The sequence below is a fragment of the uncultured Shewanella sp. genome (assembly GCF_947501665.1).
In the GTDB taxonomy this organism is placed as follows: Bacteria; Pseudomonadota; Gammaproteobacteria; order Enterobacterales; family Shewanellaceae; genus Shewanella.
Window position 1 is genome coordinate 34,112 of the sequence record NZ_CANMWS010000017.1, and the last position, 16,295, is coordinate 50,406.

The window sequence follows — 16,295 nt, forward strand, 5'->3', positions numbered from 1 at the left end:
TTGTTCAATGCTGACGTTATTAAGGGGGTGGTGCAACTCGTAATACATAGTCGTCCACTATATGCGTGAGTCGAGGTAATAATGCCTGTTTCAATTGAATATCACTTTGTTCAATCATTTGCGTTAAATGCTGGAGGTTAAATTGTGCCAGTAAGGTATTGGCAAGCGGAAAATAACTTAAATGCCAAGGCTCAGGACTGACACCACTTAAACCGGCTTGATAGGGTAAATAAAAACCGTATTGCTGTGCATGTTCTTGTAACCAGAGTGATAGCGGATAGCAAGGGCCATTTATGTGATATTCAGTGTCAATTAACTGTAAGTTCTCAGGTTTGATAGCTTGGTTATCGAAGACATCTAAATCTGTTCCCCAGTGATGACGTGAGGTGCCAGGCAGTGCAGACCAAAGTAAAATTAAATCAATTAATTCATCGTCTGTTTTACCTTGAATATCTACCGCTTGGTTATTTTTATTTAATAGGACTCGCCTTCCTTGTGCTTTTTGATCCCAAATGGCTTGTTGAGCTTGAAAGCTGCGAAATGTCGAGCAAGGGGTAATATGGATATCATCGCGTTTAGCGGCTTCTTGCATGCGTAAAAAAGCCGCTAAGGTATTGGCTTCTAATAGCCCGTAATCAAAGCGTTTAAGGTGATCTTGGCTAAGACCAAGCAGAACCTTATGAGAGGTTAACACAAGAGATTTTCCAAAATCTTTTCGTAGCATAAGGCTAATTGTTCAAGATCGTCAATATTGACGCATTCATTAATCTTATGAATTGTGGCATTAACTGGCCCTAATTCAATAACTTGTGCGCCAGTGGGAGCAATAAAGCGTCCATCTGAAGTGCCACCGCTGGTTTGAGGATCGGTATCTGTGCCAGTCGTTTGTTTAATGGCATCTCGAGTTGCATCCAGTAGTGGTCCATGATCGGTTAAAAAGGGTAGACCATTAAAAATCCAATCAATATCATAATCCATTTGATGTTTATCCAATAAAGCGATAACTCGCTCAATTAATATGTCTGCGGTGACTTCTGTTGAGTAACGAAAGTTAAACATGACCTTTAAATCACCGGGGATCACATTGGATGCGCCCGTTCCACCATTAATATTGGCGATTTGAAAACTGGTTGGAGGAAAAAATGCATTGCCATTATCCCACACGATATTGCTCAGTTCTGCTAATACTGGCGCTGCGTTATGGATTGGATTTTCTGCAAGATGTGGGTAGGCCACATGACCTTGTACACCCTTAACGGTTAGATTGCCTGTGAGGCTACCACGGCGACCATTTTTAACAATATCCCCTAACTTATGAGTGGATGAAGGTTCACCGACCAATGACCAAGTGATTTTTTCATTACGGGCTTCAAGGGTATCAATGACGCGGGTGGTACCATTGATAAAAGGCCCTTCTTCGTCACTGGTAATTAAAAAAGCAATAGAGCCTTTATGATCAGGATGTTTGGCTACAAATCGCTCCGTTGCGACAACCATGGCAGCTAATGATCCTTTCATGTCCGCTGCGCCGCGGCCATAAAGGTAGCCATCAATGACTGTCGGTTCAAAAGGTGGAGTATGCCAACGATTCAAGTCGCCGGTGGGCACGACATCGGTATGACCTGCGAAACAGAAAACAGGTTCCTTTTGGCCTCGACGGGCCCACATATTGGTTGTGTCCTCAAAGATCATGGGTTCTATATTGAAATCACAGGCTTTGAGTCTATCACTCATCAGTTGCTGACAGCCTTCGTCTAAAGGCGTGACTGAGGGGCGTGAAATGAGGGCTTTGGCGAGGGCTAATACCTCACGTTGCGTGTTTACATCGATTGATTGACTCATAAATTAAACCAAGCCTTATAGTCAGCCTCTTTGAAACCAAGCAATATTTTATCTTGCTCAATCAGCACTGGGCGTTTGATCAACGTTGGAGTGGCCAGCATCAGTTCAATGGCTTTTTGCTGATCAATATCTGTTTTGTCCGCTTCTGACAATGCACGAAAGCTGGTGCTACGTTTGTTGAGTAATTGGCTCCAATCGATGAGGCGGGTCCAATGTTCAAGCTGCTCACGCGTTAATCCATCTTGTCTAAAGTCATGAAATGAAACAGTCAGTGTGTTTGCCTCAATAAATTTACGGGCTTTTCGAACCGTATCACAGTTTTTAATGCCAAATAATGTCAAAATGATAACTCCATATAATAAGGATAATGCATGTTCATTATCGTCTATTGTGGCATTCTCAAATAACCGACTCAATAGCAAAAACCTTTAATTACTCGCTAAGTTTCATAGAAAAGGTTAATTGATTTTTTTTCAGGCGCTAGTATGAATGATCTTATTTGGATTGCTAACGTTAACTTTACTGTAAAGCAGTGGCGAATGGGTTAAAGTATGGCTGAAAAAATGACATCTTTACCCGCTTCAACATAGCCATGGCGTTTTTCTAATCCCTGAATATCTTCCATATTGGCTAATAAAACAGGGGTGAGTACACTGTCAACATGTTGTTTAAGGTAAGCTAAATCAAATGAAAGAATGGGATCGCCGCTTTTGACTTCTTGTCCTTCTTCGGCTAAACGTGTAAAGCCTGCCCCTCTAAGCTCTACTGTGCCGATACCAAAATGAACAAAAATTTCTAACCCTTGGGGCGATTCTATGCTAAATGCATGATTTGTTTCAAAAATTTTACCTATTCGTCCATCAATAGGGGATAATATTTTGTCACCTTTAGGCTCAATGGCAATGCCGTTACCCACAATTTTTTCAGAAAAAACAGGATCGGGTACGGCTTCAATATCAATGATCTTGCCCGATAAAGGTGCAAAAATATTAACGTTACCCGAACGGGTGGTTTGCCCAGATACTAATCGCTTAATTCGGCTTAAAAATCCCATACATTACCTCTTAGCAACTTTGCTCGTTTGGTCTCTCCAAGTGACACTGAAGCTTACTTTCAGGCCGACTGGGGGGGAAGGTTGTTTTATTTTTGTTGTTTTTTCATTTTTTATTGTAGTCAGTTGAGACTACCATCATCTATTTTTATGTGCCATGACAAAAATGACATAAACTTGAGAAGGTCGTGACTATTTCATAATTGTGTTTTTTTTGTTTACTAATAGATGATGTTACTGGTGTCATATTAACATTTTTGTAAATACTTTTTGAGAACTTAAAGATTGTTTAATCAAAGCGACAGCTTTACGAGGGGGCACGTCCGGTCACTTTGTAGAATAGATACATTGATGCAATGTCTTTATGGTTGTTAATTTAAGGGCTTTTTGAGCGAGGGCCTGGCATTGCTGCAGGCTGAAGTGACTTAGTGAGGATTTGACTTCTAAGATAGCAGGTAAATTGACACTTAATTCATCCAGTCCCATGCCTATCAACAGTGGCGCAATATGAGGGTCACTGGCCATTTCACCACACAGGCTGACGGGGATACTTTTTTGCTGAGCAGTGGATAAGATCAAATTAATGAAACTTAATATTGCCGGAGATAATGAAGGGTAACTTTTTGTTAATTTGAGATTACTTCGATCGGCAGCCATGGCATATTGAGTGAGATCATTCGTGCCAATACTAATAAAATCTAAGTGAGGTAGCATGGAGGTTAAATTCATCACTGCTGCAGGCGTTTCGACAACAATCCCTATGCTGACTTGACCAAAATGGATATTTTCATTAGTCAGTTCAAGTTGACATTGTGCCATAATATTAAATATTTCAGTTAATTCTTCAATTTGATTTATCATCGGAAACATAAGGCGAATAGGCCCATATTGCGCGGCTCTGAGCACGGCGCGAAGTTGAGTGATGAGTAAATTTGAGTGGGTTAATGTGTAGCGGATCCCTCTTAAACCGAGTGCTGGATTTTCTTCTGGCGTATTATTTAAAAAAGGTAAGGATTTTTCTGCGCCAATATCTAAGGTGCGAATCGTCAACATCTTACCATTGAGGAGGTGAACAAGATCACTATAGAGATGATATTGTTTTATTTCATCAGGGGCGCTATTGGTGTTCATAAGCATAAATTCAGTTCGAAACAGCCCAATGCCCTCTACGCCCATTTCATCTATATGTGAACTTTCATTGATGGAGCCTATATTGACGAGCATAGGCACTTTATGACCATCTTGAGTTTGCATTTGCCTGTGTTGAAATTTGAGCAATTGTTGTTTTTGTTTTTGATGGCTTTGCTTTAATGCTTTGAGCCGAGTGAGTGTTACGCTATTTGGCGATGCATAAAGTTTACCTGTTAGCGCATCAAGTGCTAGAGGCTGCTGATCAGTGATATTAGCCCGTTCAAAAGCGCAATCAAAAAGGGCTGGGATCCCTGCATTACGAGCAAGAATGGCAGTATGACTGGTTATGCCTCCTGTTTTCATTACCAAGGCAGTAATAAATTTTAAGGGTAGCATGGAAAATTCTGCTGGGGTGATATCGCTGGCCAGTAATATAGTGGCTTGATTAATCTTATGAAGCTCAATGGTATGAGCTCCATTGATTTGGTCGATAAGGCGACGGGCTAAAGACAAAATATCTTCAGAGCGGTTGGCAAGGTAATGATCGTCTAATGCTTTCATTTCAGCCGCTTGATAGGAAAAAATGCGTTCCACAGCCACAGCGGCGCATAGCTGAAATCGCTCAATTTCATTACAAATACTGTTGATTAACTCGTCATCATCAAGCAAGAGTAGATCTGCCTCTATCAATGCGTAATTTTGAGATTGGTTAGGAAGACGATGAAGGTGTTGTATTAGTTGCTGTTTTTTGTGATTGATAATATTGATTAGGGTTTGTTTTTCTTGTTCAATTTGATCTAGGGGCAATAAATGATAATCGCGTCTTTCAGGGTGTAGATGTAAGTGCAGAGCCTGACCAAAGGCTATGCCTGAAGAAACCACGATACCGGATAATGGCATAAAGCACTCCTAGTTCAGTTTTAAAAGCAAATTGGCAATATCATCGACGGCAAGATGTGCATTTTCTCCTTCGGTGATAACGGTGACGTGAGCGCCTTGATATAAACCTAATGTTTGAAGTTTAAATAGGCTCTTTGCGCTAGCTTGTTTTCCTTGGCATTCAATGATGATTTGACACGAATAACTTTTTGCCTGTTTGACTAATAAGGCGGCAGGGCGGGTATGCAGTCCGTGTTGGGCTGAGATTAACACTGATTTTTGATATTGCATGGTCAAGGCCCTTCCTTTTTTCAAAGCGTGACGATAGCTAAATCAATATAAAATGACAGTTGCAACAAGCACGAAAAGAGATTTAGCTATGTAAGCATACGATATTAAATAGCAAATTGATATTGTGAGGTAACTGAATCGATTGGATTTAAAACGTGTAAAAAGGTTGAGGTATTTTTATGCTCAATAAAAGTGTTGATGAACGAGTGGGTCATGCATCAATGATTTGATAGCGATTTTTTTTTAATGAGTGCAGTGTATGTTTAAGATCATGATTTTTGACTAATATGTAATCGGTTTCAAAAGTAGAAATGGCAAAAATACTGATTTTTTCTTTGGCTAAAATTCCAGAGACCTTTGATAATAAGCCCGTCATAGAAAAACCTAGTGGACCAATGACTTCTAAACAACGCCAATCATGTTCTGAATCTTGGCTATTAAGATCGAGGCTTTGAGGTGCAACGATGGATATTTCATCTTTCGTTTTGCCAATAAAGTAGGTGTCTTGTGCGAAAACCTTTTCAGGAATGGGCTCATTGGATCCAATACTATGAATACAAAATGTTTGCTCGTGTACTGCTAATGTCATTTTTGCCATTGAATTATTTTTCTCATTATTATTGTTTCATTATTAACGTGCAACGGCTTGTGAAAATAACGTCCTCTTATGTTCCGTTTTGAATGAGCGGATACATTTTCTTTTATCAATAATAGCAGCCGTATTATGAGTTGCTGATTAATTATGAGATGGAGTGATGTAAAAAGTCTGATGCGATGTGTTGAGTAACCTGATAAACATATATTTGCTATTAGTTTGTTTTTTATAATGAACTCTTTGTTTTTTTTCGTTAACATAGGCCTTAATAATAAGATGAATATCAGCTGTTAACCATTGGAATGGATTATGATACCAAGTACACCCGTTGTGACTTCACAGGATATTTTACTTAAACTTTGTCACTCTGTGTCACATATATTGTCAAAAACGACAAGTACCTCGGTGACACATGCTGGAATGGTGCAAACCATCACTCGAACATGTTTAAAGCCCGATTTAGGCTGTTTTTCTATTTTTGATGGCGGCTTTTCAGGATTAGTGGTGATTAATTTTTCGTCGCTTGCAGCAGTGGAAATTTATCGTACCTATATGGTGCAGATGGGGATGCCCGAATCTGAATTGGCTTTTTCTCATACATCAGATGAAGTGGCGAATGTGATGGGGGAATTAATGAATCAGATTATTGGGGACTTTACTAATAAAGTGAGTCAAGAGCTACAATCATCGATCACTCAAAGCCAACCTAAGATGTTGACTATCAATAAAGAAATTACCTTATCTGTGGATACCAATTTAACAGAGGCTGTGTGCCGTCGAGTGGCATTTAGAACCGCGGGAAATCATAGTTTCTATCTTGAATTTGCCATGGATAAAACAGAATTTATTTCGCTTAATCATGACATAGATGAGAAAGAACAAGATCCTGATAGATTGTTGGAAGCACACGGAAAACCAATATTAAGCCGCCAAGTTAAGCTTGAAACGCCAAACACTGACAGTCAGAATAAAGTTGATGATGCTGATGAATTGCTCAATTCGTTGGGGTTATAATTTACCTGATTAAAGAGACTGATATTTCATGGTTAAATTATTGTTGAACTAAACGTATTTTAATCGCGGCTTAGTGAGTTGCAACCTAGTTTTCTAAGCCCTTTTCTTTAATAAAAGAGGCTTATAACAATAAGGTCGAACATGTTTAGTGAATGCTGCTTTATCAAAAAATGAGTGCAGTGTTTTGGGGGCCTTCTTACTAGCGTTATCGTTTATTGACGCACATTCCCAAGGTTGTTCATTCACATTCATGCGCACACGACATTTGTTCATCCGTAAACATCAGATGGATGAGGTAGAGGATGTCTGGAACCCAAGCCGAGAATACCAACACAGCATAAGCTCTGCTTTGTCTAAAGGCACTAAAAACGGCTGCAGAAATTACCATCAAAGCTCAACCGCTTCTAGTATTCGTTACCTCGATTTAAAGCTAATCAGTAATAAATCGACTAGCCTTACAGTATCAAGTGGTTGGAATTGATATTGAAGATGCGTTATGAATGAATACTTCTCGGTGTTTATCTTTTTTTTTGCAGTCATTGATCCTATCGGCACCATTCCGGTATTTATGACGGCAACTCAGCACTTTGATGAAAAAATGAAACAGAAAATTGCATTACAAGCAATAGGTGTATCTGCATTAATATTACTCTTTTTTGTCATTGCTGGAGAATACATTTTATTTTGGATTGGGATCCCGCTTTCAGCTTTTCAAATAGCCGGTGGCATTGTGCTGTTTTTATTTGCACTGACGATGGTTTTTGGGGTGAGTAAGCCTGAAGAGGAGATTAAAATGAGCCTGTCCAGTGCTGAGACCGCGGTGTTTCCATTAGCCATTCCTTCCATTGCGAGTCCAGGTGCGATGTTGGCTGCAGTGTTATTAACAGAAAATAATCGCTTTGGTATTATGGAGCAGCTACAGACGGCAGGAATAATGTTATTGGTGCTTTTAATCGTCTTGGTTTTGTTATTAATGGCGACCCATATGCATCGATTCATTGGGATCAGTGGAGCAAGTATTATTAGCCGTATTATGGGGCTGATTTTATCTTCTTTGGCCGTTGCGAATATATTGGAGGGGATCACTGTTTATTTTGCATTACCGTCTCTTTCATTTTAAGTGGGTATTGACTTGCGTATTGTGTGCTTTACTCCTATGATCCCTCGGTTTTTTCTTTATGGTAGCCTAACATGTTAAATGCGTCACTTTCTTCGAGTTCAAACCAACTGGTGATCGATATTCTTGATCTAGTCTTAACACAAGGAAAGCCACTTGATAGGGCTTATTCTTTGCAATTTTCAGGGATCACTTTACAACCTTCAGAGCAAGGGCGGATCACCTTAGTCGTTGGTGATATCTTAAGAAGATTAAATTTATATTGTTATTTGTCCGATGTAAAAACGGATGAAGTGGCTAGGTTGGGGACAAGGTTGTTGAATACTTGGCACCTTTTTCATCAATTACCCTTACCTAAAATGCAATATTCCTTGCCCATTGATGAAACTGAATTAGCGAAACGCATCAGTATTGCAAAAGATAATCAAGCCTTATGGGATGGATGTCCAGAATGGCTCGATATATTAGGCTCCACGCAATTAGGGGATCAATGGCCAAAAGAGCGAGCGGCACTATACCAAGGTGCCAAACGTTTTTTACGGACTAATACGTTAAAAACCAGTAAAGATGCCTTGCGAAAAGCATTAGCGAAAGAGCGAGTCGATACGATAGAGGTTAAAGGGGTGGAGACGGCATTGGAAGTGACGTCAGACTCCGCTCTTTTTAGGACTGACGCGTTTAAATCAGGTTTATTTGAGCAGCAAGATGCAGGTTCACAACTCGTGGCTAATGCGTTAAATGCAAAACCGGGTATGCGGGTGATTGATGCGTGTGCAGGGGCAGGAGGAAAGACATTATCCATTGCAGCTCAGATGCAGGGGAAAGGTCGGTTATTGGCCATGGATGTTGAGCAATGGAAACTGGATAACTTAAAACAAAGGGCAAGACGAGCAGGGGCTCATAATGTTGAAACTCGAATTATTGCCAGTAGTAAGACCATTAAGCGGCTGAAATTAACCGCCGATCGTGTTCTGCTTGATGTCCCTTGTTCAGGTCTTGGGGTCTTAAAACGTAACCCTGATACTAAATGGCGTGATGCTGCAGAGCGTTTACCTGTGCTGGTAGCTTTGCAAAAACATATTTTGCAAAGCTACAGTCGAATGGTGAAAGTGGATGGCATATTGGTTTATGCAACTTGTTCCATTATGCCTGAAGAGAACCGTGAACAAGTGGATGCATTTTTAGCGAATAATGCCCATTTTGAGTTGATTGAAGATGAAACTATCAGTCCTGCTGATACGGGGTTTGATGGTTTTTATTTGGCCAAACTTAAGCGCATTGCAGAAGCATAGTTGTTTTGATTGACAGAGTGCGTTATCAAGCCGCTCTGTCATTAATCTTATTCGACATGTCTGCTGAATTCTGCATTTTTAAGTATTACGGGTATTGATGTGTTTTATCTTGTCGGCGAAAGATTAATAATGCAATAAGCAATAAAAGCGTGGTCAGAGTGAGCAATGTAGAAACGGCTAATATAGTCGGATTAATTTGCTCTCGCAGGCCTGAAAACATTTGCCTTGGAATGGTTCGCTGTTTAGGGCCTGCTAAAAAAAGGACTAAGACGATTTCGTCTAAAGATGTGACAAAAGCAAATAAGGCTCCTGATAATATTCCAGGTTTAATTAATGGAAACGTGACGGTAAGAAAAGCGGTAAGAGGCGTTGCACCACATAAACGGGCGGCATTATATAAGCTTTGATCAAAGCTTTTTAAGGATGCGCATACGGTGATGATGACAAAGGGGATCCCAAGAGAGGTGTGCGCTAAGATCAAACCTGCATAACTGCCGACCAAATTGAATTTAGCATAGAAGAAAAACATGCCTGCAGCTGTGATAATTAATGGCACTATCATGGGAGATAAGAAAATAGCCATGATAAAACGTTTGAAAGGCATATTATTGGCATTTAAACCTAGTGCGGCGAGTGTGCCAAGACTGGTCGCAATCAGTGTGCTCATGATGGCAACAAATACACTATTTTGTATGGCGTTTAACCAAATAGGCGTGGTGAAGAAGGCTTGGTACCATTTTAAGGAATAGGCATTGGGATCAAAATGAAGCATATTTTGAGTAAAACTAAAATAGGGCTCAGCATTAAAGGATAATGGGATCACAATGAGTAAGGGTAAGATTAAAAAAAACAGTACTAAGAAAGCGAATAATTTTAATACAATGAAAAAAAGTTTTTGCGGTGCTTTGTAATAGCTAGGGTAATGGCTCATGGCATCATACCAATTTTAATTTATTGGGATCGGTTAATTTATCAAAGAGCCAATACAGCACAATGATAAACAAGAGCAATAAAGCGCCTAATGCAGAAGCGAGTGCCCAATTGTTCGATTGTTGCATATGAAAAGCAATGATATTAGAGATGAGTTGTCCATCAGTCCCTCCCACTAAGGCTGGAGTAATGAAATAGCCGATAAAGAGAATAAAGACCAATAATATTCCGGCGCTGACTCCTGATAATGTCATGGGTAAGTAGACAGTAAAGAAAATCCTTGTGGGTTTTGCGCCTAAAGAGCCCGCCGCACGAACATAACAGGGATCAATACTTTTCATGACGGAATATAAGGGTAATATCATTAAGGGCAGTAAAATATGTGTCATTACCAGAATGGTTGAGAATTGATTATATAAAAGGGGTAAAGGAGCATTAATGATATTCAACCAGAGTAACGTCGAGTTAATGACCCCATTGGTCTGTAATAGGGCAATCCAAGCGGTGGTCCTCACCAGTATGGATGTCCAAAAAGGTAATAATACAAAAATGAATAGAATATTACTGATACGACTGGGTGCATGTGCCAAGTAATAGGCTAATGGGTAACCTAATAGTAATGTCAACCCAGTAACGATCAATGCCATTTTTAAGGTTTTCAAAAACAAATCGATATAGAGCCTACTGTCTGGTTTAGATTGGTGCTGGCCTTGGGGATTTTTTTCTAGCCCTAATGCGGTTAAATAATATTGATCTGTTATGACTTGGCCTGCATTTTTAATGGCTTTCCAGGTAGCGATGTCCTTCCATCCAGAGTGGCTATTTAATAAAGCGTTTTGACCTTGATGAAGTAATATTGCATCGTCTATTTTCCGCAACTTTCTTGCGCTGATTTTGATTAGGGAAGCGGAACCGGGTAAATTTCGATTAATTTCTTGGGCCAATTTCCCCGCTTTTCTCTGGCTTGCGAGTGTTTTTAATTCAAGTGCCATTTGGGTCATAATGTGTTCATTAGGCAATGAGTGAGGATCCCAAGCGTTAAGTAATGCTATGGTTTGTGGAATTAATTGTTGGACATTAGGGTTGTAAATACTTCGAAACAGTAAGGTTGAAATGGGGGCGATAAAGCTGAATATTAAAAAACATAATAGCGGCAGTGTCAGTGAAAAAGCCAGCCATTGATGATGACGATGTTCAGCTCGAGCTGAGGCTTTTTCATCCTTTGAAAGTATCATATTAACTGTCGTGTTATCGTGTCATTGAGTGTTATTCTAAAAGCCATTGATTAAACTTAACCCCTAGAGACTCTCCGTAATCACTCCAAAAAAGTGAGTCTGCTTTTAAGCCTTTGTCTAAGTGTGAGCTGGGTAAAAATGGAATGACCTGAGGGGGAACAAAAGCCATGGATGATTGTCGAGTCGGGCCATAGGCAATATCGGCCATACCCGCTAAGGGCTTAGATCCTGTTGCGAAGGCGATGAAATCCAGTGCTGCTTGTTTATGGGTTGTTCCTTTGATAATTGACCACACATCAAGATCATATAAATTTCCATCCCAGACAATTTGAAAGGATTTGCCATCTTTTGCGATTGCATCATAAATACGACCGTTTGCGGACTGAACAATAATGGCGCCGCCATCATTAAGTAATTGGGGGGCTTGAGACCAACTATCAAACCAAATAATATCGCTTTTAATGGTATCCAGTTTCGCGAAGGCACGTTGCTGGCCTTTTTCTGTGGCGAGTACTTCGTAGAGTTTTTCTTTTGGAACACCATCGGCAAGTAATGCCCATTCTAAATTGACTTGTGGACGTTTACGTAAGCCACGTTTACCCGGAATTTTTGTTGTATCAAAGATATCTGTTATTGTTTTAGGAAAGACTTTGCCGATGGTTTTTTCATTAAAAGCAAAAATATTGGCCCAAACCATGACACCGATCCCGCACTCATTGGCCAAGGCGGCGGGTAAAAAATCCTTTTGAGCGGGTGTGCCATCGCTGCCTTTGGATAAAATACTCTGTGGGATCACTTCCAGTAAGCCTTCGCTGCAAGCACGCTCTAAATCAATCGCTTCAATATCAACTACATCCCAGAGGATCTTATTGGCTTCAACTTGTGCCTTCATTTGTGCAACGCCACCAGAGTAGTCATCAAATAAGACTTTTTGCTTCGTTTTCTCCATATAAGGATCAATCATGTGTTTTTTTTGTGCGGCTCCATAAGCGCCGCCAAAAGACACTACGGTTAAGGGAGGATCTTGAGAAAAAGCGGGGGAAGTCAATAACGGAAGCAAGATTGCCAGTGAGAGTAACATAGCATTGCGCATGGGGATGCCCTTATTTGAAATGCAAACTTATAAGGAGTGTAGTTGAGTATTGAGACTTTATGACCCAGTGAGTCTTTTTTCTCACTTTACAAGGCAAAAAGGTGGGCATGTTCCATGGCCCAAGTGAGTCGGACTTTTTCTTGTGGGGCGAGTTGAACAGGATGATGAGTATTGAGGAGTTTTATTATAATCGTTTGCTCATCAGTCAGTTGAAAATAGTAACGGATGTAATCCCCGACATAATGTTTAAGGGAAAAGTGAGCGATTAATCCATTAGCATGGGGATCTTGATGTTCAATGTTGTTTAAAGGCGTAAATGTTATTTTTTCAGGTCGAATAGAAATAAGGCAAGCTTGGTTTATATCTAATTTTTGATGGGTTTGTACCTGAATGTGCTGTTCATTGAGAAGGCTAACTGTGGTGAGTTGTTGTGTTTGATGTAAACACTGGCAGGGTAACATATTGTTTTCCCCGATAAAGTCAGCGACAAAAGCATTGGTTGGTTGTTCGTATAGAATATGAGGTTGTGCACATTGTTGTACAATCCCTTGATTAAAGACAGCAATCCTGTCTGACATGGTTAATGCTTCTTCTTGATCATGAGTGACATATAACACGGTAAATTTAAGTTTTTTATGCAATTGAGTGATTTCAAATTGCATTTGTTCCCGTAGTTTTTTGTCTAATGCTCCTAAAGGTTCATCCATTAAGACGAGGCTGGGTTTAAAAATCAATGCTCGTGCTAAGGCGACACGTTGTTTTTGACCCCCTGAAAGTTGACTGGGATAGCGGTGAGAAAACTCAGAGAGTTCTATCATGGCTAGAAAGGTATTGACTTGTTGACGAATGCGTTTTCTTGACCACTTTCTGACTTTTAGGGGGTAAGCGAGATTTTGTGAGACGGTCATATGTGGAAAAAGCGCATAGTTTTGAAAGACCATACCGATATTACGTTCATGAGGAGCAAGGCACTTTATTGAGGTACCATTAAGCAATATGTCACCACTGGTGACTCCCTCAAAGCCTGCGACTAGCATCAGTACGGAGGTTTTACCTGATCCCGACGGGCCCAGTAAAGTCACAAATTCACCTGCAGCAACAGTCAGGTTAAAATCTTTCACTACTAAATTTTTGTGATCATAACTTTTTTTAATCGCGTTAAATTGCAGAAATGCTTGTTCACTTTCCATTTATCACCTTGATATTCAACGGGGAGAAAGCAGTATCTTTTCAATTGTAAGATGATTAAAGCGTAAGTGGTGACTCTGGCTTGTGCAAGCAAAAGAAATAAAATAAATGTGTGATATTAACCGAAGATTAATAATATTTATCTCGTTTCTTTTACTCATAAAGAGTAAATTTAAACAGACACAATGATTACTGCTATCAGGTTAAAAAATAAGGATGTAAACAATGGTTAAAGTCGCTGTCGTGACTGGCGCATCGTCAGGGTTAGGACTTCATCTATCCATTATGTTAGCCAAACAAGGGGTGAAGACATATGCAACAATGAGGAATCTTGAAAAGACGCAAGCACTTCTAGAAGAAGCCAATAATCAAGGTGTTGATGTGGGGAACACATTAATCATCAAACAGCTCGATGTACAGCTAACCAGTAGTGTTGAGTCTTGCATTAATAGTATTTTGGCTGAGGCGGGTAAAATTGATATTTTAGTCAATAATGCTGGTGCGGGTTTTATTAGAACCACTGAGCAAGCGACAGAAGAGGACATTAAATGGGCTTTAGATGTTAATTTACTGGGCGTTATTCGCTGCACTAAAGCGGTATTGCCCATTATGCGTGAAGCTAAATCGGGGCATATACTGAATATTTCTTCGGTAGGTGGGCTCGTCGGCCAGCCTTTTAATGAAATCTATTGCGCGGCAAAATTTGCAGTAGAGGGTTATACAGAGTCGATGGCAAGTTATATTCAGCCTTGTTTTAATGTGAACTTTACACTTGTTGAGCCTGGGGGGATCGCGTCAGAATTTGCCAATAATGCCTTAGCGCAATTTCAAATATCTGGCGGCATGGTAGATGACGAATACAAGCCAATTTTAGAGCAATATATTCAAGGAGCACAAAGTCGCAGTGCGGATGGGGTTTATCAAACCAGTGAAGCGGTGGCGCAAGTTGTGCTCGATTGTATTGCGATGGCGTCTCCGCCTGTACGGATCAGAACGTCACAATGGGCGGAAGATTTTTGTCAAATTAAAACGGCACAAGATCCCGATGGTAAGCGCCAGCAAAGAGAAGTGATTGAGACTTTTTTATCAAAAAACTAAGCGCATTGACTTAGGCCTCTATTGCCAATAAAGCAGAGTGTTATTCTTGAATTTTCCCAACGAGTAATACCGGCGCAGCATCTAAATCTTCAGCATTCATCATACTGGCAATACGTTCAATGGATGAGAGTAATTGGCTTTGCTCCCACTCATCAAGGTTTTGGTATCGCTTGATAAAATGATCTTGTAATGGTTTAGGTGCATCATCAAGGATGGCTTGACCGCTGTCACTTAAATATAAATGTACTTTTCTTTTATCACTTTCACTGCGTTGTCTGTTGACTAAACCACGACTTTCCAGCCGATTAATAATGGTGGTGACCGTTGCTGCACTTAATGTGATTTCTTGTGCAACATGCTTAGCAAGAGGAGCATCTAATTGGGCAATTTTTTGCATGACCATGAGCTGGGGGCCAGTGAGCCCAGACTGTTTATTGAGCTGACGAGAATGAAGATCAATGGCGCGAATAACACGTCGTAGCGAGATGAGCAACTGTTCATATTTTTCCATCATAACTCCCATTGATTAATGGTCACACTCTATAAATAGAGTTTTGTACTTAGGTTTATTTTGATGAGTTTAACGTTATTAAAGCGTTAATACTGAATGCTGATCATCCCTTTTTAATTAAGGTGAATAACCCATCCAATATTAACACTTTATAAAACGGATATGATTAACTTGAGCGATGATGTCTCAAATTAAAAATTAAAGGTTTTCGCTACAGCAACAACAAAACGAGCATCAGATGTGTTGGAATCCATGTTGGTGTCTTCTGCTGAAACCGTTAAGTCAAATGACTTCACATTGGTCATATAAGCAATACGGTAATGGTTATAGGCACGGTTTTCATCCCAAGCCCACTTTTCGATGTCACCCGAGGTTGAGCGATCGAAACTAAAGCGAATATCATGACCTTCAGCAAGGGTGAAAGTGTGTGCAACCATCCCTATGTAATGACTACCACTGTAACCGAAATAATCCCAAGTGTACCAGAAGTTGACTTCACTGTGGCCCCATGAGGAGTCATAGCCGAATTTAGTGTAAAGCTCAGGGTAGTTATAGTCACTTGAAGCGTCATCACCGTGATAAGTATAATAAGCAAGGCCCGCATCTAAACTAAACTTGTCAGTCAGTTGGAAATATTTCCCCCCATAAGCATCCAATTCTAGCCAGGTATCATCACCACTGCCAAAATCCACATTTGAGGTGAATGCACCCACATACCAACCATTATCGGCCGCATAATCAAGGCTGGCTTGTAACGCAGGATTATTTTGGGTTTGGCTGACACCATTAAACATATAGTCAGACGTGGCGGTCACGGTTGAAGACAGAGCAGCATGAGCACTGGAGGTCATGGTGAACAAGCCAAGTGTTGATAGCATTAATAATGTCTTAGGCATTTTTATCTTTGAGTTATTTTTCATTTTATTTTTATCATCTTAGTGAGTGAAAAGTATCACAAGCTAATCACTCAATGCATAACAGTGCCATGCATTGAGTGGAGCCATTTAATTTATTTTTATAATGAAGTT

18 protein-coding genes are annotated in these 16,295 nt (G+C 40.1%); 5 read left to right on the top strand and 13 right to left on the bottom strand.

Going from position 1 to position 16,295, the window contains the following annotated elements:
- Window positions 1-19: 19 nt before the first annotated feature.
- From Q0976_RS14065 to Q0976_RS14095, 7 genes are all read right to left on the bottom strand, one after another.
- Entirely contained in the window at window positions 20-694 is a 675-nt protein-coding gene (locus tag Q0976_RS14065) for a M15 family metallopeptidase (protein WP_299494480.1), read from the bottom strand.
- Window positions 688-1,842 (bottom strand): succinyl-diaminopimelate desuccinylase, encoded by a 1,155-nt coding sequence (dapE, locus tag Q0976_RS14070; RefSeq protein ID WP_299494482.1) that lies wholly within the window; start codon window positions 1,840-1,842, stop codon window positions 688-690. The genes Q0976_RS14065 and dapE overlap by 7 nt, the downstream gene beginning before the upstream one ends.
- Complete coding sequence (locus Q0976_RS14075) at window positions 1,839-2,231, bottom strand: arsenate reductase (RefSeq protein ID WP_366525080.1); 393 nt, start codon at window positions 2,229-2,231, stop codon at window positions 1,839-1,841. The genes dapE and Q0976_RS14075 overlap by 4 nt, the downstream gene beginning before the upstream one ends.
- A 155-nt stretch (window positions 2,232-2,386) precedes the next feature.
- Complete coding sequence (gene crr / locus Q0976_RS14080) at window positions 2,387-2,896, bottom strand: PTS glucose transporter subunit IIA (protein WP_299494483.1); 510 nt, start codon at window positions 2,894-2,896, stop codon at window positions 2,387-2,389.
- A 324-nt stretch (window positions 2,897-3,220) separates the two neighbouring features.
- On the bottom strand, window positions 3,221-4,924 hold the full coding sequence (gene ptsP, locus Q0976_RS14085; RefSeq protein ID WP_299494484.1) for a phosphoenolpyruvate--protein phosphotransferase: 1,704 nt from the start codon (window positions 4,922-4,924) through the stop codon (window positions 3,221-3,223).
- Between the two features lie 9 nt (window positions 4,925-4,933).
- On the bottom strand, window positions 4,934-5,194 hold the full coding sequence (locus Q0976_RS14090; protein ID WP_299494485.1) for an HPr family phosphocarrier protein: 261 nt from the start codon (window positions 5,192-5,194) through the stop codon (window positions 4,934-4,936).
- Between the two features lie 211 nt (window positions 5,195-5,405).
- Complete coding sequence (locus Q0976_RS14095; protein WP_299494486.1) at window positions 5,406-5,792, bottom strand: ACT domain-containing protein; 387 nt, start codon at window positions 5,790-5,792, stop codon at window positions 5,406-5,408.
- A gap of 309 nt (window positions 5,793-6,101) precedes the next feature.
- Here Q0976_RS14095 and Q0976_RS14100 point away from each other — a divergent pair, with 309 nt between their 5' ends.
- The 4 genes from Q0976_RS14100 (at window position 6,102) to Q0976_RS14115 (ending at window position 9,212) form a co-directional block, all read left to right on the top strand.
- Window positions 6,102-6,803 carry a DUF3334 family protein gene (locus Q0976_RS14100; RefSeq protein ID WP_299494591.1) on the top strand — a complete coding sequence of 234 codons (702 nt, stop codon included), beginning with the start codon at window positions 6,102-6,104 and terminating at the stop codon, window positions 6,801-6,803.
- A gap of 250 nt (window positions 6,804-7,053) precedes the next feature.
- Window positions 7,054-7,284: a hypothetical protein gene (locus tag Q0976_RS14105; protein ID WP_299494487.1), complete on the top strand. Its 231-nt coding sequence runs from the start codon at window positions 7,054-7,056 to the stop codon at window positions 7,282-7,284.
- A 15-nt stretch (window positions 7,285-7,299) separates the two neighbouring features.
- On the top strand, window positions 7,300-7,923 hold the full coding sequence (locus Q0976_RS14110; protein WP_299494488.1) for a MarC family protein: 624 nt from the start codon (window positions 7,300-7,302) through the stop codon (window positions 7,921-7,923).
- A 71-nt stretch (window positions 7,924-7,994) separates the two neighbouring features.
- Window positions 7,995-9,212, top strand: coding sequence for an RsmB/NOP family class I SAM-dependent RNA methyltransferase (locus tag Q0976_RS14115; RefSeq protein ID WP_299494489.1), 1,218 nt, complete (start codon window positions 7,995-7,997; stop codon window positions 9,210-9,212).
- A gap of 85 nt (window positions 9,213-9,297) precedes the next feature.
- On the opposite strand, the gene Q0976_RS14120 is transcribed toward Q0976_RS14115, so the two are convergent.
- The 4 genes from Q0976_RS14120 to Q0976_RS14135 form a co-directional block, all read right to left on the bottom strand.
- Complete coding sequence (locus tag Q0976_RS14120) at window positions 9,298-10,143, bottom strand: ABC transporter permease (protein WP_299494490.1); 846 nt, start codon at window positions 10,141-10,143, stop codon at window positions 9,298-9,300.
- Window positions 10,144-10,147: 4 nt separating this feature from the next.
- Window positions 10,148-11,377: an ABC transporter permease gene (locus Q0976_RS14125; protein WP_299494491.1), complete on the bottom strand. Its 1,230-nt coding sequence runs from the start codon at window positions 11,375-11,377 to the stop codon at window positions 10,148-10,150.
- A 31-nt stretch (window positions 11,378-11,408) separates the two neighbouring features.
- Window positions 11,409-12,470: an ABC transporter substrate-binding protein gene (locus Q0976_RS14130; protein ID WP_299494492.1), complete on the bottom strand. Its 1,062-nt coding sequence runs from the start codon at window positions 12,468-12,470 to the stop codon at window positions 11,409-11,411.
- An 86-nt stretch (window positions 12,471-12,556) separates the two neighbouring features.
- Window positions 12,557-13,660, bottom strand: a complete 1,104-nt coding sequence (locus tag Q0976_RS14135; protein WP_299494493.1) for an ABC transporter ATP-binding protein — start codon at window positions 13,658-13,660, stop codon at window positions 12,557-12,559.
- Between the two features lie 223 nt (window positions 13,661-13,883).
- Between Q0976_RS14135 and Q0976_RS14140 the strand changes: the two genes are divergently transcribed.
- On the top strand, window positions 13,884-14,756 hold the full coding sequence (locus Q0976_RS14140; RefSeq protein ID WP_299494494.1) for an SDR family oxidoreductase: 873 nt from the start codon (window positions 13,884-13,886) through the stop codon (window positions 14,754-14,756).
- A gap of 40 nt (window positions 14,757-14,796) precedes the next feature.
- Here Q0976_RS14140 and Q0976_RS14145 read toward each other — a convergent pair whose 3' ends face one another.
- Complete coding sequence (locus Q0976_RS14145) at window positions 14,797-15,267, bottom strand: MarR family transcriptional regulator (protein ID WP_299494592.1); 471 nt, start codon at window positions 15,265-15,267, stop codon at window positions 14,797-14,799.
- A 191-nt stretch (window positions 15,268-15,458) separates the two neighbouring features.
- A complete protein-coding gene (locus Q0976_RS14150) occupies window positions 15,459-16,163 on the bottom strand; it encodes a TorF family putative porin (protein WP_299494495.1) in 705 nt (234 codons plus the stop codon).
- Between the last annotated feature and the right edge of the window lie 132 nt (window positions 16,164-16,295).

Excerpts from the sequence above, each read along its gene's own strand:
- Q0976_RS14140 (WP_299494494.1), top strand. The coding sequence starts at position 13,884 with ATGGTTAAAGTCGCTGTCGTGACTGGCGCATCGTCAGGGTTAGGACTT.
- Q0976_RS14095 (WP_299494486.1), bottom strand. The coding sequence starts at position 5,792 with ATGGCAAAAATGACATTAGCAGTACACGAGCAAACATTTTGTATTCAT.
- Q0976_RS14135 (WP_299494493.1), bottom strand. The coding sequence starts at position 13,660 with ATGGAAAGTGAACAAGCATTTCTGCAATTTAACGCGATTAAAAAAAGT.
- Q0976_RS14115 (WP_299494489.1), top strand. The coding sequence starts at position 7,995 with ATGTTAAATGCGTCACTTTCTTCGAGTTCAAACCAACTGGTGATCGAT.
- crr (WP_299494483.1), bottom strand. The coding sequence starts at position 2,896 with ATGGGATTTTTAAGCCGAATTAAGCGATTAGTATCTGGGCAAACCACC.
- Q0976_RS14105 (WP_299494487.1), top strand. The coding sequence starts at position 7,054 with ATGCGCACACGACATTTGTTCATCCGTAAACATCAGATGGATGAGGTA.
- Q0976_RS14120 (WP_299494490.1), bottom strand. The coding sequence starts at position 10,143 with ATGAGCCATTACCCTAGCTATTACAAAGCACCGCAAAAACTTTTTTTC.
- Q0976_RS14110 (WP_299494488.1), top strand. The coding sequence starts at position 7,300 with ATGAATGAATACTTCTCGGTGTTTATCTTTTTTTTTGCAGTCATTGAT.
- ptsP (WP_299494484.1), bottom strand. The coding sequence starts at position 4,924 with ATGCCATTATCCGGTATCGTGGTTTCTTCAGGCATAGCCTTTGGTCAG.
- Q0976_RS14130 (WP_299494492.1), bottom strand. The coding sequence starts at position 12,470 with ATGCGCAATGCTATGTTACTCTCACTGGCAATCTTGCTTCCGTTATTG.
- Q0976_RS14090 (WP_299494485.1), bottom strand. The coding sequence starts at position 5,194 with ATGCAATATCAAAAATCAGTGTTAATCTCAGCCCAACACGGACTGCAT.
- Q0976_RS14150 (WP_299494495.1), bottom strand. The coding sequence starts at position 16,163 with ATGCCTAAGACATTATTAATGCTATCAACACTTGGCTTGTTCACCATG.
- Q0976_RS14145 (WP_299494592.1), bottom strand. The coding sequence starts at position 15,267 with ATGGAAAAATATGAACAGTTGCTCATCTCGCTACGACGTGTTATTCGC.
- Q0976_RS14125 (WP_299494491.1), bottom strand. The coding sequence starts at position 11,377 with ATGATACTTTCAAAGGATGAAAAAGCCTCAGCTCGAGCTGAACATCGT.
- dapE (WP_299494482.1), bottom strand. The coding sequence starts at position 1,842 with ATGAGTCAATCAATCGATGTAAACACGCAACGTGAGGTATTAGCCCTC.